The organism is Campylobacter fetus subsp. fetus (genome assembly GCF_900475935.1).
GTDB lineage: Bacteria > Campylobacterota > Campylobacteria > Campylobacterales > Campylobacteraceae > Campylobacter > Campylobacter fetus.
This window is the reverse complement of sequence record NZ_LS483431.1, coordinates 1369190-1390794: the sequence shown is the minus strand read 5'-3', so window position 1 is coordinate 1390794 and position 21605 is coordinate 1369190. Positions and strand designations below refer to the sequence as shown.

The 21605-nt window shown below is 32.4% G+C and carries 21 protein-coding genes; 12 read left to right on the top strand and 9 right to left on the bottom strand.

What is annotated here, in order from left to right; all coding sequences use genetic code 11:
* Window position 1: 1 nt before the first annotated feature.
* Window positions 2-316 (bottom strand): c-type cytochrome, encoded by a 315-nt coding sequence (locus tag DQN38_RS06910; protein ID WP_002850288.1) that lies wholly within the window; start codon window positions 314-316, stop codon window positions 2-4.
* A gap of 227 nt (window positions 317-543) precedes the next feature.
* On the opposite strand from DQN38_RS06910, the gene DQN38_RS06905 reads away from it, so the two are divergent.
* On the top strand, window positions 544-4032 hold the full coding sequence (locus tag DQN38_RS06905) for a S8 family serine peptidase (protein WP_111738228.1): 3489 nt from the start codon (window positions 544-546) through the stop codon (window positions 4030-4032).
* Window positions 4033-4094: 62 nt separating this feature from the next.
* Here DQN38_RS06905 and DQN38_RS06900 read toward each other — a convergent pair whose 3' ends face one another.
* A complete protein-coding gene (locus DQN38_RS06900; RefSeq protein WP_002850286.1) occupies window positions 4095-4409 on the bottom strand; it encodes a c-type cytochrome in 315 nt (104 codons plus the stop codon).
* A 130-nt stretch (window positions 4410-4539) separates the two neighbouring features.
* On the opposite strand from DQN38_RS06900, the gene gmhB reads away from it, so the two are divergent.
* From gmhB to gmhA, 5 genes are read left to right on the top strand one after another with little or no spacing between them, the layout of a single operon-like run.
* Window positions 4540-5046: a D-glycero-beta-D-manno-heptose 1,7-bisphosphate 7-phosphatase gene (gene gmhB, locus DQN38_RS06895; protein ID WP_010404164.1), complete on the top strand. Its 507-nt coding sequence runs from the start codon at window positions 4540-4542 to the stop codon at window positions 5044-5046.
* Window positions 5043-6011 (top strand): ADP-glyceromanno-heptose 6-epimerase, encoded by a 969-nt coding sequence (rfaD, locus tag DQN38_RS06890; protein WP_002850283.1) that lies wholly within the window; start codon window positions 5043-5045, stop codon window positions 6009-6011. The genes gmhB and rfaD overlap by 4 nt, the downstream gene beginning before the upstream one ends.
* A complete protein-coding gene (gene rfaE1 / locus DQN38_RS06885) occupies window positions 6004-7380 on the top strand; it encodes a D-glycero-beta-D-manno-heptose-7-phosphate kinase (protein WP_011732197.1) in 1377 nt (458 codons plus the stop codon). The genes rfaD and rfaE1 overlap by 8 nt, the downstream gene beginning before the upstream one ends.
* A 5-nt stretch (window positions 7381-7385) precedes the next feature.
* Window positions 7386-8075, top strand: coding sequence for an aspartate/glutamate racemase family protein (locus DQN38_RS06880; protein ID WP_011732196.1), 690 nt, complete (start codon window positions 7386-7388; stop codon window positions 8073-8075).
* Window positions 8076-8084: 9 nt separating this feature from the next.
* The gene (gmhA, locus tag DQN38_RS06875; protein ID WP_002850280.1) at window positions 8085-8645 is read left to right on the top strand and encodes a D-sedoheptulose 7-phosphate isomerase; all 561 of its coding nucleotides are present in this window, start codon (window positions 8085-8087) and stop codon (window positions 8643-8645) included.
* Here the strand turns inward: gmhA and waaF are convergent.
* Complete coding sequence (gene waaF, locus DQN38_RS06870; RefSeq protein WP_002850278.1) at window positions 8611-9555, bottom strand: lipopolysaccharide heptosyltransferase II; 945 nt, start codon at window positions 9553-9555, stop codon at window positions 8611-8613. The genes gmhA and waaF overlap by 35 nt on opposite strands.
* Window positions 9539-10570, bottom strand: a complete 1032-nt coding sequence (locus DQN38_RS06865; protein WP_002850277.1) for a glycosyltransferase family 4 protein — start codon at window positions 10568-10570, stop codon at window positions 9539-9541. Before DQN38_RS06865 ends, waaF begins: the two co-directional genes overlap by 17 nt.
* Window positions 10571-10657: 87 nt before the next feature.
* Between DQN38_RS06865 and DQN38_RS06860 the strand changes: the two genes are divergently transcribed.
* The 5 genes from DQN38_RS06860 to DQN38_RS06840 are packed head-to-tail and all read left to right on the top strand — an operon-like array spanning window position 10658 to window position 16081.
* Window positions 10658-11965 carry a hypothetical protein gene (locus DQN38_RS06860; protein ID WP_002850276.1) on the top strand — a complete coding sequence of 436 codons (1308 nt, stop codon included), beginning with the start codon at window positions 10658-10660 and terminating at the stop codon, window positions 11963-11965.
* On the top strand, window positions 11937-12857 hold the full coding sequence (locus tag DQN38_RS06855; protein ID WP_011732193.1) for a glycosyltransferase family 9 protein: 921 nt from the start codon (window positions 11937-11939) through the stop codon (window positions 12855-12857). The genes DQN38_RS06860 and DQN38_RS06855 overlap by 29 nt, the downstream gene beginning before the upstream one ends.
* Window positions 12854-13909: a glycosyltransferase family 4 protein gene (locus DQN38_RS06850; RefSeq protein WP_002850275.1), complete on the top strand. Its 1056-nt coding sequence runs from the start codon at window positions 12854-12856 to the stop codon at window positions 13907-13909. Before DQN38_RS06855 ends, DQN38_RS06850 begins: the two co-directional genes overlap by 4 nt.
* A complete protein-coding gene (locus DQN38_RS06845; protein WP_002850274.1) occupies window positions 13899-14978 on the top strand; it encodes a glycosyltransferase family 9 protein in 1080 nt (359 codons plus the stop codon). Before DQN38_RS06850 ends, DQN38_RS06845 begins: the two co-directional genes overlap by 11 nt.
* Window positions 14975-16081: a glycosyltransferase family 4 protein gene (locus DQN38_RS06840; RefSeq protein ID WP_065843816.1), complete on the top strand. Its 1107-nt coding sequence runs from the start codon at window positions 14975-14977 to the stop codon at window positions 16079-16081. The genes DQN38_RS06845 and DQN38_RS06840 overlap by 4 nt, the downstream gene beginning before the upstream one ends.
* On the opposite strand, the gene DQN38_RS06835 is transcribed toward DQN38_RS06840, so the two are convergent.
* Window positions 16026-17144 (bottom strand): glycosyltransferase family 9 protein, encoded by a 1119-nt coding sequence (locus tag DQN38_RS06835; protein ID WP_065843815.1) that lies wholly within the window; start codon window positions 17142-17144, stop codon window positions 16026-16028. The genes DQN38_RS06840 and DQN38_RS06835 overlap by 56 nt on opposite strands.
* A 56-nt stretch (window positions 17145-17200) precedes the next feature.
* Between DQN38_RS06835 and DQN38_RS06830 the strand changes: the two genes are divergently transcribed.
* The gene (locus DQN38_RS06830; RefSeq protein WP_002850271.1) at window positions 17201-17971 is read left to right on the top strand and encodes a polysaccharide deacetylase family protein; all 771 of its coding nucleotides are present in this window, start codon (window positions 17201-17203) and stop codon (window positions 17969-17971) included.
* Here DQN38_RS06830 and rfaQ read toward each other — a convergent pair.
* Genes rfaQ through waaC form a run of 4 tightly spaced genes read right to left on the bottom strand, consistent with a single transcriptional unit; the run spans window position 17950 to window position 21554 of the window.
* The gene (rfaQ, locus tag DQN38_RS06825; protein ID WP_002850269.1) at window positions 17950-19020 is read right to left on the bottom strand and encodes a putative lipopolysaccharide heptosyltransferase III; all 1071 of its coding nucleotides are present in this window, start codon (window positions 19018-19020) and stop codon (window positions 17950-17952) included. The two genes, DQN38_RS06830 and rfaQ, sit on opposite strands and share 22 nt — an antisense overlap.
* A complete protein-coding gene (locus tag DQN38_RS06820; protein ID WP_065843814.1) occupies window positions 19017-19712 on the bottom strand; it encodes a glycosyltransferase family 2 protein in 696 nt (231 codons plus the stop codon). The genes rfaQ and DQN38_RS06820 overlap by 4 nt, the downstream gene beginning before the upstream one ends.
* Window positions 19709-20593, bottom strand: coding sequence for a lipid A biosynthesis lauroyl acyltransferase (locus DQN38_RS06815; protein WP_002850265.1), 885 nt, complete (start codon window positions 20591-20593; stop codon window positions 19709-19711). The genes DQN38_RS06820 and DQN38_RS06815 overlap by 4 nt, the downstream gene beginning before the upstream one ends.
* Window positions 20586-21554, bottom strand: coding sequence for a lipopolysaccharide heptosyltransferase I (gene waaC, locus DQN38_RS06810; RefSeq protein WP_002850263.1), 969 nt, complete (start codon window positions 21552-21554; stop codon window positions 20586-20588). Before waaC ends, DQN38_RS06815 begins: the two co-directional genes overlap by 8 nt.
* Window positions 21555-21605 lie beyond the last annotated feature (51 nt).

The following is a 21605-nucleotide window of genomic DNA, read 5'->3' as shown; positions in this document are numbered from 1 at the left end:
CTTATTTTAGAGTTGAGATATAGTCATTTACCGCCGCCATATCTTCTTCGCTTAAAGTAGCCATTTGACCTTTCATTATGCCGCCCATTCCGAATTTGCCTTTGCCTGCATTTAGAGTACCTGCTTTATACTCTTTCATATCAGCAAGTCTAGTAGCTGCATCAACTTCAGTCAATACCGGAACTTTATTTAAATATTTTTTTTCAGCTTTTAGACCATGACATGTTGCACATTTTTTATATATTGTTGCACCATCAGCTGCAAATGCACTACACGCAAATGCACCACACGCTAAAACTAGTAAAAAATTTTTCATTTAATATCCTTTAATTACAAAATATCGGTAATTATAATAATAAAAGACTAAATTTTGGATTAATGATAAATTCAATATGTTAATTTATAAAAATAAATTTGTATTAAATTTAGAATAAATTTATACAATAGTATAATAAATAAGATTTAGATATTTATATATTATTAAATTTTAATAATTAGAATTTAGTAGATATAAAATTATTTAAAAGGATTATAAAAATATTAATGAAAAGGTGTATATGTATAGTTGCAGCATCTGTGTTGCAAGTTTGTGCCGTAAGCGATCTTGAGCTTATAAATGCACAAAGCGCTTATGATGACGGGATTACTGGTAGCGGTATAAAAGTAGGCATTATAGATGGCGCTGTTAGAAGCGATCACCCTAGCTTATCTGGTAAGTTGATTGAACAAATTTACTCAAAAGATAAGTATGGAGCTTATACGCCTGATTTTACTATCGATACTCACGGTAGTCACGTGGCTGGAATTATGGCAGGAAAGTATATAAATGCTTCAAATCCTTACGGAGTGGCCTATGATGCTAGTATTTATGCTGCGCAGATAACGGGTCATAATAACATAGGTACTCTAACTCCTCCAAATATATATGACTTTTTTGTCGATAAAGATGTTAGCGTTATAAACAACAGCTGGAATGCAAATATGTATCCGATAGTAAGTATGCAAGGAAGTACTTATTACGTGAAATCGCTAAGCTCTAGGGATGCTAATTTTTTTATTCGTCAAGCTTATGGTAATTCAAAACCGTCTGAAAATCTATCAAGATTATCAAGGGATAAAAACACCTTAGTTGTTTTTGCTGCCGGAAATGAGGGGATTGTTTCTCCCGGTCTTTTTGGTACGCTTCCTTATTACGATGAGTCTTTTCGTTCGTGGTTAGTAGTTGGTGCTTTAGATAGTGCTAATATATCAAAAGATAGTAACGGAAAGATTATTATAAGCTCTAAAGGATCTCCGGAATTTAGCAACGGACTAAAAGGAACGCAAAATTACTCTTTGGTTGCACCAGGAACGAATATCAATAACGTAAATTCTCCATATATGATACGACCTTCTTTTGGTAGAGTCGATAGAAATCTTTATACCAAAAAAAGCGGAACTTCAATGGCTGCTCCTATGGTAAGCGGTGCAGCGGCTTTGGTTGCCCAAAAATTTCCATTTCTAAACGGTAAAGAGATAGCCGATGTGTTATTAAGCACGGCAAATAGAGACTACCAAGCCCCAAAAGTCGTCATAAAAGAGACTAACGGTCTTGATAGCGATAGAAATAGTCCGTATTTTGGCACTAAAAGAAATTATTATGCTATATTTTATATAGATAACCCTATACCAAGAAAAGATGACGGAAGTATCGATAAAGATCAAATCAACATTGATTTGATGAGTGCTGGTTATGACAGAGCGTTAGTTGCGGGATTATCGCAACTTAATAATATCAAATATCCTACTTTGTCATCTCATGTATTAGTTGATGGTGGATACGCCGCAGTATGGGAGATAAAAAAAGAAGATATGTTTGGGCAGGGAATTTTGGATGTTAAAAAGGCAATGGGTGGATTATCCGTTCTTGATGCAAATCGTTTAAGTCATAGTGATATCGTTCAAAATTACAAACAAGAATCCAGCGCCGTGTATTATAAATTAGATACTAAAGGAATGGATGCAGAATTTAGCAATGATATCTCGCAAAGAAAATGGGATAGTTCAACTCACAACGCCGGCGCTTTAAATTTACCTATAGGGCTTGCAGATTTAAATGTTGGATTTATTAAAAACGGAAACGGAGTATTGAAATTAACCGGAGAAAATAGCTATTTAGGTGCAACTATCGTTAGACAAGGTGGCTTAAATATCTCTAAAAGAGCCGACCAAAGCGGAGGATTTATATCAAGCAATGTATATGTAGAAAATACAGCTAGTCTTAGCGGCGATGGAGTAATCGATAGGAATTTATATAACGATGGTATAGTAAGACCGGGAAATCAAGATTTAAGCGATTTAACAGTCAATGGAACTTATGAACAAAGTAGTGCTGGCACTTTGCAGCTGGATTTCGGAGACAAGAAAAACTCAAAGCTAATTGCTGCCAATTATAATATACAAGGAAAACTTGAATATATACCTCTACCTGCTTTTTATACTAGCGGTAGTTATGTTAGTATCGATTTAGGCGGATTAAAAGCGCATTTAAACGATTTTTCAAATGTTGCGGTTGTCGGCAATAACGCTATAAATTTCATAGCGGTTTTAGATGAAGATAAAACTTCTATAAATAAACCAGATCTTCCACAACTAGATATAAATGAGCAAGATAAAGATAATGCCGCAGATCAAAAACCAGATCAAAATCCAGATCCGATTTTGCCTGAGCCTGATAAAGATCCAAATCCGAGTAATCCTGTTCATCCTATAGAGCCGGCTCCAAAACCGTCTGATAAAGAAGATAATATTTCTGGTCCGACGCAAGATGAAGTAAATAAACCGGATCAAAATCAAGATAAAAATCCGGATTCAAATAATAATTTAATTGTAACTCCTACCATAAAACCAGATGCTTATAATAGACCAAATAGCGATATCGGTGCTGCTTTAAGAGAAATTCGTTCTATGGCAAATTTAGATAAACGCTATAAGGATTATTTTGCTTTTTTAGATAATGCGGATTCAAAAAACTTTGATAAGGCTTTAAAAACTATGGAGTCTATAGATTATATGAGTAACACGGCTCAAATAGTTAACGGACATCATCAATTTAATCAAAACAGTATGCTTTTTGCGTTAAATCCTACTTCTCAAGGTTTAAGTTTAGCTCGTAATTTTGAAACCGAACCGATTTTGTTAGCCTCTTTAGCCTCGGATATAGCTATTGATCTTGGCATAAATTCATATGATGAAAAGCGCTATATTTGGTATATGAGTCCTAGTTATAAGAAGATTAACGGAGATAATTATAGCGGTAAATCATATGGTCTTAACTTTACTATAGGGGCAAAACCAAGCGATAATTCGCAGTTAACTTTTAATACTAGTTATTTGGAATCTAAGTTAAATTTTGAAGATTCGAATTCTAAGAGCAAATATGTTAATTTCGGCTCAAATTATATTTTGGATTTAGATAGCGTAAAAGTCTTAAGTGGAGCTAGTTTAGGATTTGGGCGCAATACTATGCAAAGAGGATTGTTGGGTAGCAGCGAGATTTTAAGCGGTAGTTATAATAACTTTTTAGCTTCGGCCGAATTTGGTTTGGCAAAAGATTTAAAAATAAACTCATTTACCATAACTCCGCTTTCGTATTTTAGCTATAGTTATATTTTTCAAGACTCTTTTAACGAGAGCGGAAATGTATTTGCGAAATCTTATGACAAAATCAGACATGATAGCACGTCTATTACCGCCGGAATTAATCTATCGTACGATTTGGATAAATTTGATGTTAATACTAAGCTTTCTGGATTTGTTATTTATGAGTATAGATTGAGCGGTAAGGATCTGAAAAATAGAGTTAAATTTAGAGATTTTCAAAATCAAACTTTTACTCAAAGATATGCTTTAAATAGAGATCTTGTATATTTAGGATTTAGTTCGCAGTTTGATTATACTAACTCATTTTTTATGCGTTTTGACCTTATAAACGAGATTGCTAAAGATCAGTATAATTTTAATATTTTAGCAAATTTAGGTTTTAAATTTTAAAAATTAGTTTTTAGATTTAATTAAATTTAAAAGAAATAGCAGGATTATCCTGCTATTTTGAATTATTTTAATGTTGAAATGTAGTCATTTACCGCAGCCATATCAGCTTCGCTTAAAGTAGCCATTTGACCTTTCATGACACCGCCCATTCCAAATTTACCTTTACCATCATTTACGGTGCCTGCTTTATACTCTTTCATAAGAGCGAGTCTCTCAGCAGCATCTACTGTGGTAAGTACAGGAACTTTGTTTAGATAGCTTTTCTCAGCTTTTTGACCATGACAGGCCTTACATTTGTTAAATATAGTAGCACCATCAGCCGCAAAAATAGAGGTAGTTCCTAAGCCTATTGCTAGTATAGCTAAAATTTTTTTCATAATTTTTCTCCTTAAATAAAAATTTAGTATTTGAAATTATAAACCCGATAATATAATCAATAATAAACAAGAGTATCGTATTTAAAATAAATCATAAAAATTTAATGTAAAATCGTGTAAAATGCACTTTATGAAAAAAATAAAAGCGGTTTTTTTAGATAGAGACGGAGTTATAAACAAAGACTTAGGATATGTTAGCAAAATAGATGATTTTGAGTTTTGTGATGGTATTTTTGAAGCTTTGCGCGGATTTTTGAAGCTCGGTTTTGCGCTATTTATAGTTACAAATCAATCTGGCATAGGAAGAGGATATTACACTAGTGATGATTTTTTAAATTTAACTAAATTTATGCTTGATGAATTTAAAAAAGAGGATATTTATATAAAAAAAGTATATTATTGTCCTCATTCTCCAGAAGAGAACTGCGATTGCAGAAAGCCAAAGCCAGGTATGATTTTAAAGGCTTTGAGCGAATTCGACATAAATTTAAAAAACTCAATTATGATAGGTGATAAAAATAGCGATATGTTAGCCGCAAACTCCGCAGGCATTAATAATTGTTATTTAATCGGTGAAACTAGCAGCCTAAAAACTGCTTTAGACGTGTATAAGTTAGTATTTAAGGAATGTATATGAAAATAGTAGTAACCGGAGGAGCCGGATTTATCGGTTCAAATTTAGCCAAATATTTTATGAATGATAATGAAGTTTTGGTTGTGGATAAATTTAGAAGTAATGAAGTTTTTAGTAATGGAAATTTAAAAAGCTTTGGGCATTTTAAGAATTTAATCGGCTTCAAAGGCGAGATTTACTGCGGCGATATCTGCTCTAAAGATACTTTAAAACAGATAGAGAGTTTTAACCCAGATGTTATATTTCACGAAGCAGCCGTCTCAGATACTACCGTGAGCGAACAAGACGAGATAATAAAAATAAATTTAAACTCGTTCAAAGATCTATTAGAAATAGCTAAAAACTGCAGTTCAAAAATGATATACGCAAGCAGCGGCGCCACATACGGTAATGCTCCAAGTCCTCAAACCGTCGGACGTTTTGAAAATCCCGGAAATGTTTATGGCTTCTCTAAATTGATGATGGATGAGCTAGCTAAAGAGTTTTATGCTAAGTTCAAAACTCATATCGTTGGACTTAGGTATTTTAACGTATATGGCGGAGGTGAATTTTTCAAAAACAAAACCGCATCTATGGTTTTGCAGTTCGGACTTCAAATTTTAAGCGGTAAAACTCCAAAATTATTTGAAGGTAGTGATAAAATTTTAAGAGATTTTGTTTATATAAAAGACGTTATAAATGCAAATAAACTAGCCATAAATGGTATAAGCGGAATTTATAATGTAGGAACGGCAAATCCTAGGAGTTTTCAAGATATCGCCGATATTTTACAGCGTGAAATCGGTGTAAATTTAGGAAACGAATATATAAAAAATCCCTATACTGCTCAGTATCAGTTTCATACCCAAGCAAATATCGCTACTACAAAAAATGGATTAAAATATGAGCCAAAATGGAGTTTAGAAGATGGAATTAAGGATTATTTGCCGGAGATTAGGCGTATTTTTAAGGAAGAATTAAATGGTTAATGTTTTAGTAGTGGGAGATCTGATGATAGATCATTACGTGTGGGGAAGTTGCGATAGAATCTCCCCAGAAGCTCCCGTGCAAGTAGTAAATATCAAAAACGAAACTAAACGCTTGGGGGGTTTAGGAAATGTTGTTTCAAATTTGAAAACTCTTGGCAGCGAAGTAGGCGTTATAAGTGTTGTCGGTGATGATGACGTTGGTGATGAGATACTTGAACTTCTAAAAGATAGAGGCGCTAAAACCGAGCTTATCATCAAAGAAAAAGGACGAAAATCCAGCCAAAAAAGTCGCATTATGGTAGCTCATCAACAAGTACTCAGACTAGATACCGAAAGTGTTTGCGAGATAGGCGTTAGCGATGATATCATATCTAAATTTGAAAATATTTTGAGTGGATATGATATCGTTTTACTTAGTGATTACGGAAAGGGCGTATTAAGTCCATATCTTACAAAAGAGATTATAAGAATCACGAAAAAATCAGGGAAAATGGTTTTAATAGATCCAAAAGGCAAAGATTACTCAAAATACAGCGGCGCTACTTTGCTAACACCAAATAAAAAAGAAGCTAGCGAGGCGCTAGGATTTGGGATAAATGACGAAGATGATTTAAAACACGCTTTAAAAATGCTTAAAGATAAATTTAAGCTTAATTATTCGTTAATTACTTTAAGCGAAGATGGAATAGCGCTTTTAGATGAAGATGTGAAAAAATTTCCGGCACTCGCAAAAGAAGTATTTGACGTAACAGGAGCAGGCGATAGCGTGCTTGCTACTCTTGGATACTGTCTTGCTAGCAAAATGAGTTTAGAAGAGTCTATAGAAATAGCAAATTTAGCGGCTGCTGTGGTAGTCGGTAAAGTAGGAAGTGCGGACGCTAGTTGGGGAGAAATCGAGAATTTGAAGTCTAAGAAAAGCGGCTTTGAACGTAAGATTATAAGTCTTGACGAGTTATTAAGAGTGGATAGAAGCGGTAAAACTATGGTATTTACAAACGGTTGTTTCGATATACTTCATTTCGGACATATTAGTTATTTACAAAGCGCAAAAAAGATAGGAGATATGCTTGTTGTAGGGCTAAACTCCGATAGATCTGTTAAAGAGTTAAAAGGAGACAATAGGCCAGTAAATGCCCAAAGCGACCGAGCAAGTATGCTAGCTGCTTTGGAATTCGTGGATTTTGTCGTGATTTTTGATGAGGATACGCCTTTAAATTTGATAAAAACGTTAAAGCCCGATATTTTAGTAAAAGGCGCCGATTATACAGGTAAAAAAGTTGTTGGAAGCGAGTTTGTTCGTGAAGTAAAGTTGATAGATTTTGTAGATGGAAAGAGCACCACGAATATAATTAATAAGATAAAAGGATGAAACCTGTGAGAGTAGTCGGGCTAATAGGCGGTATGAGCTGGGAGAGTACTCTTACGTATTATAAAGTATTAAATGAAGAGATAAGAGATAGGCTAGGAGGCTTGCACAGCGCTAAATGTATAGTTTATAGCTTAGATTTTCATGAAATAGAAAAATTTCAAAGCCAAAACGAGTGGCAAAAAAGTGGTAAAGTATTATTAGACGCAGCTTTAAATTTAGAAAAAGCCGGTGCCGAGTGTGTGATGATCTGTACGAATACTATGCATAAAGTTGCCGATATGATAACTGCTAGTTTAAAAATACCTTTTATCCATATCGCCGATGTTACTGCTCAAGCTTTGAAGCAAAACGGATCTAAAAAGGCGCTTTTGCTTGGTACCAAATACACCATGACAGAGAGTTTTTATAAAGATAAAATATCTAAAAATTCCATAGAAGTAGTAGTTCCAAATAAGTCTGATACGGATTTTATAAATAGCGTGATTTTTAATGAATTATGCATCGGCAATATAAAACAAAGCTCTAAAATTGAATTTATAAAAATAATAAACGAGTCAAAAAAACTCGGTGTAGATAGCGTCATACTAGGATGCACCGAGATAGGTCTTTTAATAAAAGATGACGATTGCGATATAAAGATATTTGATACGACGCTGCTTCATGCTAAGGCCGCGGCTGATTTTTCTATAAATTAAGGAGTAATTATGAGTATATTTTTAAATGAGTTAGAAGCTCACAAAGAGACTTTAAACATGGTTTATGAGTTAAATGAAAATGTTTTAAAAGCGTGTGAAATGGTGGTTGAAACTTTAAAGAACGGCGGTAAGGTTTTAATATGTGGAAATGGCGGAAGCGCTGCAGATTCTCAGCATTTTGCAGCAGAACTTACCGGGCGTTATAAAACAGAGAGAACTCCGCTTGCCGGGATCGCTCTTAGCACTGATACTTCGGCTCTTACTGCGATCGGAAACGACTATGGCTATGATGAGGTTTTTGCAAGACAAACAGCAGCTTTAGGCAGACGCGGTGATATTTTGATAGGAATTTCTACTAGCGGAAATAGTGCAAATGTTTTAAAAGCACTAAAAACGGCAAGGCAAAATGGACTAAAAACACTTGGGCTAAGCGGTAAAAGCGGAGGCGCTATGAATGATTTGTGTGATCTAAATTTGATAATACCTGCTAATGATACTGCTAGGATTCAAGAGATGCATATTTTAGTGATTCATACTATTTGCGGGGCTGTAGATTTAGCGTATAAATAGCATCTAGCACCATTTTTGGTGTTAGATTTTTCATGCATTCGTGCGAGTTCAAAGGACAAACTCTCTTCATACAGGGCATACAGTCTAAATCAAGATGCAATATCTTTGCATTGTTGTTTTTATATGGAGAAGTTTCTTTGAACTTAGTAGGTCCAAAAAGCGCTATAGTCGGTACCTTAAAAGCCGCTGCTATATGCATAGGACCGCTATCGTTGGTGATAAACATATCAAGACCCGCTATAAAGCTTGCGAGCTCGCAAACGGTGGTTTTGCAACATAAATTTTGGTATTTAACTCCGTTTTTTTTAAGCTCTAATGCTATTTCATCGCAGATATTTTGTTCATTTTTCCCTCCAAAAACGACAACTTCATAACTCTCTTTTAAATTTATCGCTACGTTTGCAAAATATTGCGGATACCATCTTTTCGCACTTCCGTAGCTTGCTCCTGGATTTATTCCTAGAGTTTTGTTTTTAAATTTAAAAGGAGTAAAATATAGCTTTAGCTCATCTGTGCTTTTTTTTAAATTTATACAATCAATAATAAAATTTATATATTTTTGCACTTGATGAATTTCGTTTTTTGTAGGTGTAAAAATAGCTTTTTTGTCTGCTTTTATAAATTTAAAAAATACTTTTGAGTAGAAATGACTTCTGAAACTTATGGCTATATCAAATTTATCTAAATTTAAAGCTGTTTTTAGCAGATAAAATAGTCTAAATCTAGCTTTTTTTGAATTATCGATAATAATATTTTCACGGTTTGGATAAGAGCTGTAAATACTCGTGCTAATCTCTGAGCCAAAAAAAGTTATTTTACAGTTTGGATAGTTTAGAGCTAGACTTTGCACGGCGGCGCTCGCCATCACGGAGTCACCTAGCCATGTTGGCAGTTCAATTAGTATGCGCATTTATGATTTCCATCGTTTTTTTAGCGTTATCTTCTATGCTGAATTTTTTTGATAATTCTAAATTTGAAGTTTGTATTTTTGAAAGCAGTTTGTTGTCTTTTAAGATTTTTTCTATGAAATTTGCTATCTCAAAACTCTTAGGTTGATCCATGATAAAATCTTTATCAAGTATCTCGCTAGCACCGTTTTGTCTAGTTGTTATGCAGACGCATCCATAGCTAAGGGCTTCTAAAATAACGTTAGAAAACGGCTCATAATGAGTAGGAAATATAAACATATCAGCACCTTCATAAAAGTCGTTTACGACTCTTTGTTTGCCTGTAAATATGGCGTTTATGCCTAGTTTTTTTGCTAGATTTTTATATTTTTTTATATTTTTATCACTACCTACTATAATTGTGTTTATGGCTAGTGATATTTTTGAGATAATGCTTAGAAACTCGCTTACTCCTTTTCTTTTAAAACCGCTTCCTACAAAAAGTAGTATAGGAAGCTCGTAATTTAGCCCGAATTTCTCGCAAAGTCGCATTTTTGCACTTCCTTTTTCTACTTTTGTCGGAAGATTTATACCGTTGTATATAGTTGTTATTTTATCTTTATCGATACCGTACGTATCTATGATTTGCTGTTTTATCAAATTTGAGTTTGTGATTATGCTTTTGGAATTTAAAAAGCATCTTTTCTCAAGATAAACATATACAAAATTTAAAGGATTAAAAAACCAAAATGGTTTTAAAGATCTATAAACTTTATGCACCCCATCGCCCGCCCTGTAGATATCGGCTGATGTGACTCTGTCTAAACTGAAGTATATTTCATCTTCGTTTTTTTCGTTTTTTACTTGAGCATTAAATTTAAGTGCTTTTAGCCATGAACTTAACTTTTTATTTCCTTTAAAACTTCTTATCTCTGAGTTTATGCCTGAGTTTTTAAGGGCGTTTTTAAGTCGTGTCAAGTACCTTTCAGCCCCACCAGTAGCACTTGGATCTGTTCTTAGAAATACTATCTTTTTCATTCAATCATTTTAACATAAAAATAGCTGTTTTTACATTATTTTTTAATATAATGTTGGTTATAATACAATTATTTCATAAGGAAAATCGTGAGCAAAACAAGGCTTTTTAAATATTTTGATATAGTTATTTTGATACTTTTGGCGCTATTTTTTATAACTGAGCATCATTTTAAATTTACCGCCGTTAAAAATATATCTCTTTACCTATCATTTTTGCTTGTTTTTTGCTTGTTTTTGATAGATAAAAAAGCACTATTTTTAAATTTAAAAACAAATTTCAATAGTGCAAAACCAGCATTTTTGGCTATTATATTTTTTATTATCTACGTTGCCGTAGTATCGTTTTTTCCATATGATCCTAGATTTAATTCGTTTAAAGAGGCTTTTAGCGAGTTTGGAAGAGGCTCTGTATTTTTGATAGTTATTTTATGCTGGTTTGATGGTAGCAAAGATAAGATAAAATTTATGTTTTATTCTGTTATTTTAGCTTTTATTTTTGTTACGATTTCTTACTCTAAACCTCTGTTTTTTAATTTCAATGATATCGATGCGGAGACGTTTGAGAGCGGAAGGATTATTAGCAGAGCTTACGCTGATTACGTAGATAGATTTTTAGCTTTTGGACTAATATCTATGCTGTTTTTTAGATCAAATTCGATACGGTTTTTATCGCTGATTTTATGTATAATTTTACCTATAATTATGGACGTTTTAGCCGGAGCCAGAGGTAGTTATTTGGCTGGATTTGTCTGTATCGTTCTATTTTTTATTATTAGTTATCAAAATGGATTTAAAGAGATTTATAAGAAAAATTTAAAATACATAGTAGTTTTTGCAGCCATCTGCTTTTCTGCTATTTTTTTGATACTTTTTGACTCATCTATCGCTAAATACAAGCTTTCGCAAGGATCATATAGTTCCGGAAGAGATCTTATACTAAAAGAGAGACTTCCGCTTTTGCTAAATAGCCCAAGAGCTTTTGTCGGATTAGGGTATGGCAAAGATCAGTATGACTCATTTTTACGTGATGAAAATGACAAAGGAGCAAATATCTCTATGATGCAAATTCATAAAGATAGCGGGGAGAGATTTTGGTGGAACGATGAACCTTTTTTTGTGGGAAAATACTATTATTACGGTGTATTCGGCACATCAATGTTGGTTTTTATAGTGCTTTGGCTTGTTTTGGTATCTTACTCTAAATTTAAAACAACAAGAAATCTTATGTATCTAGCTATATTTTTGTCGGTGATTGCATATTTTGGAGTGAGAGGGCTATTTGAATCAATTAACTTACGAATATTATATATGTTTTATATGGTTGGATTTGTGATGATGCTTAACTCATACTATAAAAAGGATAGTGATGAAAATTTTGCTTATAAGAAACGATAATATAGGTGATCTTATCTGCACGACTCCTGCTATAGAGGCGCTTAGAAAACATTTTCGTAACGATCAAATCGATATAGTAGTAAATAGTTATAATGAATGCGTTATAAAAAATAATCCATTTATAAATAAAATTTATAGTTATACAAAACCAAAGCATAAAAAAGGAATCCTCCAGAAGCTAAAAGCCGTTTTTGGTAAAGCTAAAATGCTGTTTGAAATTTATAAAACCGGTTATGACACTGCGATTATATTTCGCACCGGCTACTCCGCTTCTGCCGAATTATTCGCTATAACTAGTAGAGCAAAAAAAATAATCGGAGTAGGTGACAAAAATGGCAAATCACACGTTAGTGATAAAATATTATTTTCAGGTGAGCATGAAGTTATGTTCTGTTTTGAGTGTTTAAAGTCGTTTGGAATATGCTATAACGGTGAAAAAACACTTTTCGTACCAGATAGTATGAGTGAGCAATATAAAGATTTTGTATTTTTTCATATTAGTTCAAGGATCCCTCAAAATATGCTAAATGACGAGCAGATTTTGGGCATATCTGGGTTCTTAAAATCCAAATTCGATAATGTTGTTATAACGGCTGAAGATTCTGATTTTGGACAAAATATATCCAAGAAAAGCGGTATAAAATACCTAAAAACATCAAGTTTTAACGAGCTTGCGAACTTTTTAAGCGGCGCAAAGCTGCTTTTGTCGTGCGATGGCGGTGTTATGCATCTTGGACCGGCGCTCGGTGTAAAAACTATAGGAATACTCGGAAAAACAAATATAAATCGTTGGTCGCCGTGGGGAGCAAAATGTCTTCAAGATGAGAGCCTAGTAGCTTCAAATTTAAATATACAAACGGTATTTGACGCAGTTAACGAGGTGATAAAATGATAAATATATTAGAGCTTGAAAGCTCACTTGGATTTGGTGGGCAAGAGCATAGAACTATGCGTCTTATCAACGCGCTTGATGAGAGTAAATTTAAAGTATTTTACGGATTAAACAGAGGGTCAAAATCTCTTGAAAAACCTATAAAATGCAGCTTCGTGGAGTTTAATCTGAAAAAAGTTTATAATATTTTTACTGTTATTAAAATTTGCTGGTTTGTTAAGAAAAACGGCATTAAGATTATTTCTACACATTCTGGAAAAGATGGAAATATCGGCTCTATCGTTGGTAAAATTTGCGGCGTAAAAGTCGTGCGTACAAGACACTTGCAAACTCCTATAAAATCACCGTTTAGTTATAATCTTAGCTCAAAAGTAGTAGCCGTTTCAAATGCTACTAAAGAGTCTCTAGTAAGACGTGGTGTAAAAGAGAATTTGATAGAAGTTATCCGCACAGGTGTTGATACTCAAAAATATACTAAAAATTTTAAATTGAATTTAAAAAAAGAGTTAGGGTTGAGTGAAGAAACTGTATTGATAGGCATAGTAGCAGTTCTAAGAGCGGCTAAAAATCATAAACTTTTAGTAGAAGCTTTTAACGAGTTAAACTTACCTAAAACAGCTTTGGTTATTATCGGCGACGGGCCTCAAAAACAGAACTTAGAAAATCTTATAATCGGTAGAAATAACATATTTATGCTTGGAAATAGAGATAACGTGAGCGAGTTTTTAGGTTCGCTTGATATCTTTGTGTTGCCATCAAATATGGAGGCTCTGGGCACTGCTATCTTAGAAGCAAGTAGCGCAGGAGTTGCTTGCATAGGAAGTAGAGTCGGAGGCATACCAGAAGCTATCAAAGACGCTCAAACAGGACTTTTGTTTGAAAACGGAAATTTAGAAAGTCTAAAAACAGCTTTGAAAATTTTGATAGAAAACACAGATCTTAGAGCTGAGTTTGCAAAAAACGGTATAAAATATGTAAAAGATAGCTTTTCTACTGAAGTTATGGCAAAAAAGACGCAACAAATTTATGAAGAGCTGGTAAATGAAGATTAATTTTTATGAGTTGGTCGTTAAATTTTTACTTAGAAATAAAAAAGTTATAAAAACCAACTTGGTAAGCGAATCTTTTAAAACCGTCTGTTTTTTTAGTAATACCGCCATAGGAGACACGCTTTTTAACATTCCTGTTTTTAGGGAATTTAAAAAGGTATATCCAGATAAAAAAGCCATAGCTCTTTTAAACCCATCAAACGCGGATCTGTTTATAAATAGTCCGTTTATAGATGAAATAATTTTATACAATGGTAAATGGAGCGGTTTTTTCAAGACTTTAAATATATTGAAATCCAAAAATATAGATATAGCTTTTTTGCTTCATTCAAATGAGCCTCAAGCTACGCCATTAGCGGTTCTTAGCGGTATAAAATATATTTTTAAATTGCCAAATTCTAAAAATGAATTCAACCATTTCCACTCAAACTCTACCTTGGCTTATGGCAAACTTAGGTATATTGTTCTAAATAGACTGGAGCAGCTTAGTTTTATAGGAATTAACTCTGATAATACGAGACTTGAGCTATTTTTGGAAGATAGTTGTTATAAAAACGTAGATAAAATATTAAAAAGAAGCGGCGGCGAGAAATTTATCGGTTTTCAAATGGGTGCTAGTACGGTTTCTAGACAGTGGTTTTTACAGCGTTGGAAAGAGCTTGGAGATTTGATTTTAAAACAGACTAATGCAAAAATAGTTTTAACCGGAAGTCCCAGTGAAAAGCATATGTGCTACGCTCTTGAGAAATTGCTTGATAGTAAAAATGTTTTGAATTTAGCTGGCAAATTTAGTATAAAAGAAGCAGCAGCGTTGATAGATAGGCTTGATATTTTTATCACTCCAGACACGGGACCGCTACATATAGCAGCTGCACTTAGAACGCCTACTATAGCATTATTTATCGTAGCAGAGCCTGAAAATTCAAATCCAAATTTTGATACCGATATACATAAATTTATAAAAAAAGAAAGAACTTGTGAAATTTGCGTTTCAAAAAGGTGTAAATATCAAGCTTGCATGTTACAAATAGAAGCAAAAGAAGTTTTTGATATACTAAAAGAGATGATATGAAAAAGATTTTATTTATAGATACCGGGCTTGAATATGGCGGCGGAACGAAAAGTTTTTTATATCTTTTAGGTGCTTTATTAGGCAAAAATGAGTATAAAATTTATGTATATTTTGAAAATGATTATATGGTTGGTGATAAAAAAATATCGCAGATAATCGATAAAATGGGTGCTACTTTTATATATTTTAAGCCTAAAAATAGGATTTGTAAAATGAAAAGAGAGATTTTAAGGGTGTTTTCGAAAAAACTTTTGGATAAAGTTTTGTATACAAATGATCTAAAATTTGCTTTTGATCTGCTAAAAAGTCTGAGCATCCATGCCGTGCATCTTAACAATCATTTTTCAACGAATTTGGCTTACAATGAAGCTGCAAATTTGCTTGGCATAAAAGTTATCCAGCATTTAAGAAAGAATTCAAAAATAGAAGATTTTAAGCTATCTAAGCTGAAAAAACTCAATTTTTTAGCTATTAGCGTTTCAAATTCAACTTATGATTTTTACGCTAATCAGATAGAAATTTCTAAAAATATCGTTTATAATCCTGTTATTTGTAGCGGTTTAACCACGAATAAACACTCGGATAATTCTGATATTTCTATCATTATGCCGGCAAATTTCTTGAGTCTTAAAGGACACAGCCTTGTTTTCGATGCTTTTTTGAGTTTAAAAAGAGATGATATTAAGCTTTATCTAGCAGGAGGCGAAGTGGATAAAAAACTTATCCAAAAACTTCAGGTGTTAGAAAAACAAGGTAAGGTAAAATATCTTGGTTTTGTAAAAAATATGGATAAAATTTATGCAAAGAGCGATTATATTCTTGGATTTTCAAGTGATGAGGGATTGCCTAGAGTTGCTATCGAAGGACTTAGCATCGGACTTGGAGTGATATATTCTGATATATCAGTTATCAGAGAAATTTATAATATTTCGTCAAATAAAGATAATTTTCATATAGTAAAACGCGATAGTGTTTCTTTGTTAGAATGTTTGAAAAAGCTTAAAAAGCCAACATCCAAAGAACCAGATATGTCTATAATATCTAATTTCAGTTTGGAAAACTATCTTTGTCAGATAGAAAAGATTTATAAAGATTATTTATAAATTCATATATATTTTTTTCATCTTTTTGAGTGATTTCAAAATACTTTTTAGCATCCGCTTTATAAATCGTATCAAAAACAGCACTAAACGGTGGTAAATTTGATTTTATGATAAGCGAGTTAAATACGCCTCTTTGTTCGCTTGCAAAACAAGGCCCCATAAAACATATGGTAGGCACTTCCATAGTGTCTGCGATGTAGTAATTTCCGGTATCACTTGAGATATAAAGATTCATTTTTGATATGTAAAAAGGCAGTTCGTTAAGGCTGATTTTATCTACTAACGATACTATTTTTATATTTTTTGTGTCGGTATTTTTAAGTAAATTTATCTCATCTCCGACTCCAAAAATGTAAATTTCAACATCGAATTTGCTTAATATTTCAAATATTTTATCCCATGTTTGAGGAATTATCGTTTTCATTTTATTTCCGGCACTAAGACTCAATCCGATTTTGAATTTATTCTCATTTATAAATAAATTTTCATACTTTTCGGGTATAAATAGTGGTTTTTGAACTATTTTTTTAACTTTAATCATATCTTTTTGAAGCTCATTTTGAAAAAGTTCTAAATCAAGCATTTTTAAGTATGTTTTAAGCGTTAAATCTTCTTTTGTATGGTGAATAACCTTGGCATTTTTTGAAAGTAGGTAAAAAAGAGAACTGTTTTTGTAGTGACTGATCGTAATTATATGCTTTGAAAAAGCGAATTTAGCTAGAAATAAATTTAGATTATTCGGCATCAAAACATAAATTTTATCATAGCTTTTAAAAAATAGTTTAAAACCCAAAATAAACTTTTTAACCCCTTTTTTATATCGGTTTATTATAAATTTATTTTCTATTCTAGAGTCGTAATTTGCAAAATTAATATTAATTTCATCTAAAACAATATCAAATTTACCACCTTTAGTGCTGCTAGCTTCGCCAAAAATAATTGTAGAGTTGGCATAATCTCCGATTTTGGCTGTTTGAATAATTAATATTTTATCTGTTTTTTTGCGAAAAAATGCTAAAATCAATAAAAAAGGATATAGTAAAAAGTAGTATATAACGTACAAATTCAACCTCTGTTTTTTGTAAGAATACTATTTTTTTTATTATAAAAAGATTAGATATGAGTATAACCGTTCTTATGTATCATCATGTTTTGCCAAAATCAGGATTTATCGCTAGCAGTCTTAATGAATTTGAGTCTCAAATGAGGTTTCTTAGTCAAAATGGTTATAAAACTTTAAGTTCAGATGAGTTTTTGAAATTTAAAAAAGGTGAGCTTAAACTACCTAAAAAGAGTATTTTTATAACTTTTGATGATGGTTGGCGAGATAATTATTACTACGCTTATCCTATTTTGAAAAAGTACGGTTTAAATGCGACTCTGTTTTTAGTGACTAGCTGGATAGAAAAAGCAAGTGAGCAAAATGCACTTAGAAAAGCTGAGTTTAGACCGTTATCGCATAAAGAAGCAAAACAAAAAATTATCAGCGATACTGCTGGTTTGTTTTTAAACTGGGACGAGGTGGAAAAAATGAAAGATGTTTTTGATTTTCACTCTCATACTAATGGACACGATGATGCTTATTTTGGAAATTTAAGATTTGAAGATGATATTTTTGCTTGTAAAAAGATCATAAAAGATCGTTTAGGATTTGATGACGCCCATCTTTGTTGGCCGCGCGGGCAATATGATAAAAGCAGATTACAAGCTGCAAAAGAGATCGGTTATGAGATATTTTATACCACAAAACGAGGTATAAATAAACCTGACAATAATTTAAAATATATAAAAAGAGTTGCAGTTAAAAAAGATTATAAGTGGTTAAAAAAGACGCTATTCATATATCAAAATGATATTTTAGGAAGTTTTTACTCGGCTTTGAAGAATTGAGATATGCTGTTTTTTATTAAATTTAAATCTAAATTTATAAGACAATCGCTCCTTTTTGAGCCATTACAACCATCTTTTCCGCAAGGAACGCAATATAGGTTTTTTTGAATAACTTTGTGTTTGCCCATTGTTTGAATACCGTTTTTTTGCGTATATCCGCTTTTTAGACAAGAGTTATCCCAAGGTCCCCAATGAAATGCCCCGCTAGGTCCAAAAAACGCTATGCAAGGCACATTATTTGCCGCTGCTATATGCATGATCGCAGTATCTACTCCTATAAATAGTTCCGATTTTGAGCTTAAAAACGCTACTTCTTTTAAATTTAAATTTCCTAAAAATAGTACCGGTTTTGCACTGCAGTTCTTAAGTATATTTTGTATTTTTTCAAGTTCGACCGGGTTTTTATCACAGGTTAATACTACTTTGTGATTTAAATTTAGTTCACAAAAATCTATGATTTTAGCCAAAGTTTCATCATCTATACATTTAAAAAGCCATCTGCTCATAGGATGAATATGAATAAATCTATTTGGTATATTTTTAAATTTAGAATCTTGTGAATAGTCATCAAAATAGATTTTAACTCTAGCGTTTTTTGGCTCATATCCTAAAGCTTTGAGTGCGTCCAAATTCGCTAGTACCGTATGCGTAGATCCTTGTTCTTTTATTTTGTGAGTTATAAATTTATTAAAAATACGATTTTTAGCTAAGTATGATACGACTGTTTTTGCACAGCAAAATTTAGCTATGATGAGACCTCGGTCTCCTTTTGTAGTTTGGATAACGATATCGAATTTCTCATTTTTTAGAGATTTTGCAAATTTATACTCAAGATAAATACGCCTAAAAGCATTTTTCTTTTTTATTTCATTTCTATCGTAAATATGTATTTTATCTATATTTGGATTGCCTTCTATCATCGCCTCGCAGCCTTTATTTAAAGCAAAATGTATCTTTGAATCCGGATAATAGTGTTTTAAATTTTCTAACAAAGGAGTCGTGAGTAAGACATCGCCGATATTTCTAAATTTCATTACTAAAATTTTCATTTTATATACTTCCAAAATGTATATTCGCTATAAAGTTTTGCGATGACAAAGCCATTCCAGCCCTCTAAAAAACCGCCTTTTAAAATATATAATTTAAAAAACGTCCAGCAAGGATTAAGTACGGCTTTTATTTTATTTGATTTTTTATTTAGGCTTGAATAGCTATTTTGTTTATTTATAAACTGCTCCACGCTCTCATAGGCATGGTGGATGAAGTGATTTTTTAGTACTCCTATTTTTGAGTTGGTAATCACGCTTTCATGCACTCTTCTACCGTCAAATTTAGCATAATTTTTATTGAAAAATCTTATCGTATAGTCTGGATAAAGTCCCATTTTTCTAATCGGCTTACCAAAAAAATAGTTTAGTCTAGCAACTTTGTATACTTTAAATTTATGATTTTTAAGCTCGTTGGTAATTTCGTTTTTAAGCTCGTTGGTAACAACTTCATCGCTATCAAGCACAAATACCCATTCGTTTTTTGATAAATCAACACCGAGCTGTTTTTGTGCACTAAATCCAAGCCATTTTTGGTGAGTGATTTTAACGTTTTTAAATTCAGAACAAATACTTAAAGTTTCATCGTTTGAGCCGCTATCTACCACTACGACTTCATCGGCCCAAGATATGCTTGATAGCACTTCTTTTATGTATTTTTTACTATTGTAAGTCAGCACTACAAAGCTTATCATTTGTAAATTTCCTCATAAAAATGTTTAAATTTTTTATGCATCCAAAAGTATTCGTCCGGTTTTTCTTTTATCATCTGTTCAGTAGCATCGCTTTGAGCTTGAGTCGCTTTTTGAAGCTTATCCCCTTCATAATTTTCAGCTAAAATCTCTTTAAAAAAGCAAATTTCGTTTTTATCCCTTGAAATACGTTTTATAAAAGCAGGAATGATGATGGCTCCTGTTTTGTTAGCAAATATACTAGCAGCTGGGGTGTGCATGATCTTTTTGCCGAAAAACTCACACTGAACTCCATCTTTTTTGGCTGTATTTTGATCTACTAAAATTCCAAGCAGACGCCTATTTTTAAGAGCTTTAAGAATATCTCTAGCGCCGCCGTCTTTTGGTATAAGCTCTATGTCAAATTTTGTTCTATTTTTGCTTAAAATTTGATCCATAACACTGCTATCAAGGTTTCTGCCGACTATAGAAACACTACCAAACTTTGCTGCCATCGCAAGACTGAAAAGCTCCCAGTTTCCATAATGCGCTGTTTGTACTATGATAGGGCGTTTTGTGTCTAGCGCGTCTAGCAATATATCTTCATTTTTGAAACTAACTTTATTTAGTATATTTTCTTTTGTGCTATCTTGATTTCGTAAAAAATCAGCTCCGAAATAGCCGAAATTTCTGTACGTTGCTTTTATAATTTTTTCTATTTTTTGCCCTGTAAATTCCGGAAAACACATTTTTAAATTTACTCTCATGATGTTTGTATGTTTTTTATCGAATTTATAAAAAATATACGCAAGTGCCGTAAAAAACGGACTTTGCAATGATTGTGGTGTGTAAGTTACTACAAATTTAAAAAATTTATATAAAAACAGATAAATTATATCACTCATCAATCAGCCTTTTTGCCTCTTTTATAACTAAATTCGGATCTATATCACATACGCAAAAATCACTTTTATCAATGCATTTTGCATCTATCTTTTTTCCTGTGTCTAGTACTATATTTTTATCTGTTTTATAAGCGTTTCGTTTGCTTGGGCGATTTCCGAAAATAGTTATAGAAGCTCTATTTTGCGCCCACGCAATGTGAGTTATACCGCTATCGTTTCCTATGACTAAATCGACTTTGTTTATAAGATTTATCATACGATTTAAACTAAGTGCAGGAAGTAGTTTGGCGTGAGTATTTTTTGTAAGATCTAATGCTTCAGCCTTTTCTTTTTCTGAGCCAAAACTTATAAAGATATTATACTTTTTTAATCCGTTTATCACCGTTTTAAATTTGTCGTAGCGTTTGCTTTTTTCGCTTGCAAAAGGTGCTATTAGTAGATTTTTACTGTTTTTATCTAAAAAATCAAAATTATCGTCGTTTACTTTAAAGCATGGTATTTTATTATCTATTTGGCTTGTTGTAAATTTAAAATTAAGGGCTTTGCTGGCTAGAGTTAAATTTCTAATTATTATATTTTCATTATAATCGCAGTTGATTTTTGCATTATAAAACATGCTGCAAAGTGGCTCTTTTGCGCTAAACTTATCAAATCCTACCAAATTTTTTCCTAAAATTCGCCCGACGATAGCTGATTTTATAAGTCCTTGAAGGTCGATGATGATATCAAATTTATTTCTAAATTTAGATAAAATTTTGTAAGTTTTTACAAATTTTTTATCTTTTAAAGGAAGTTTTATAACTTCTTTTATATCAGGATGCGAGTCTAAAATAGAGCCGAATTTTTCATCTGCAAACCACGAAATTTCGGCTGCTTCGCAATATTTTTTTATAAATTGCAAAACTACGGTTGCATGTACTATATCGCCAAGGCTGGAGAGTTTTATGATGGCTATTTTCAACTATTTTTCCATTGTTTTTTGGTATGATTGTATAAAAAATATTCTAAAAAG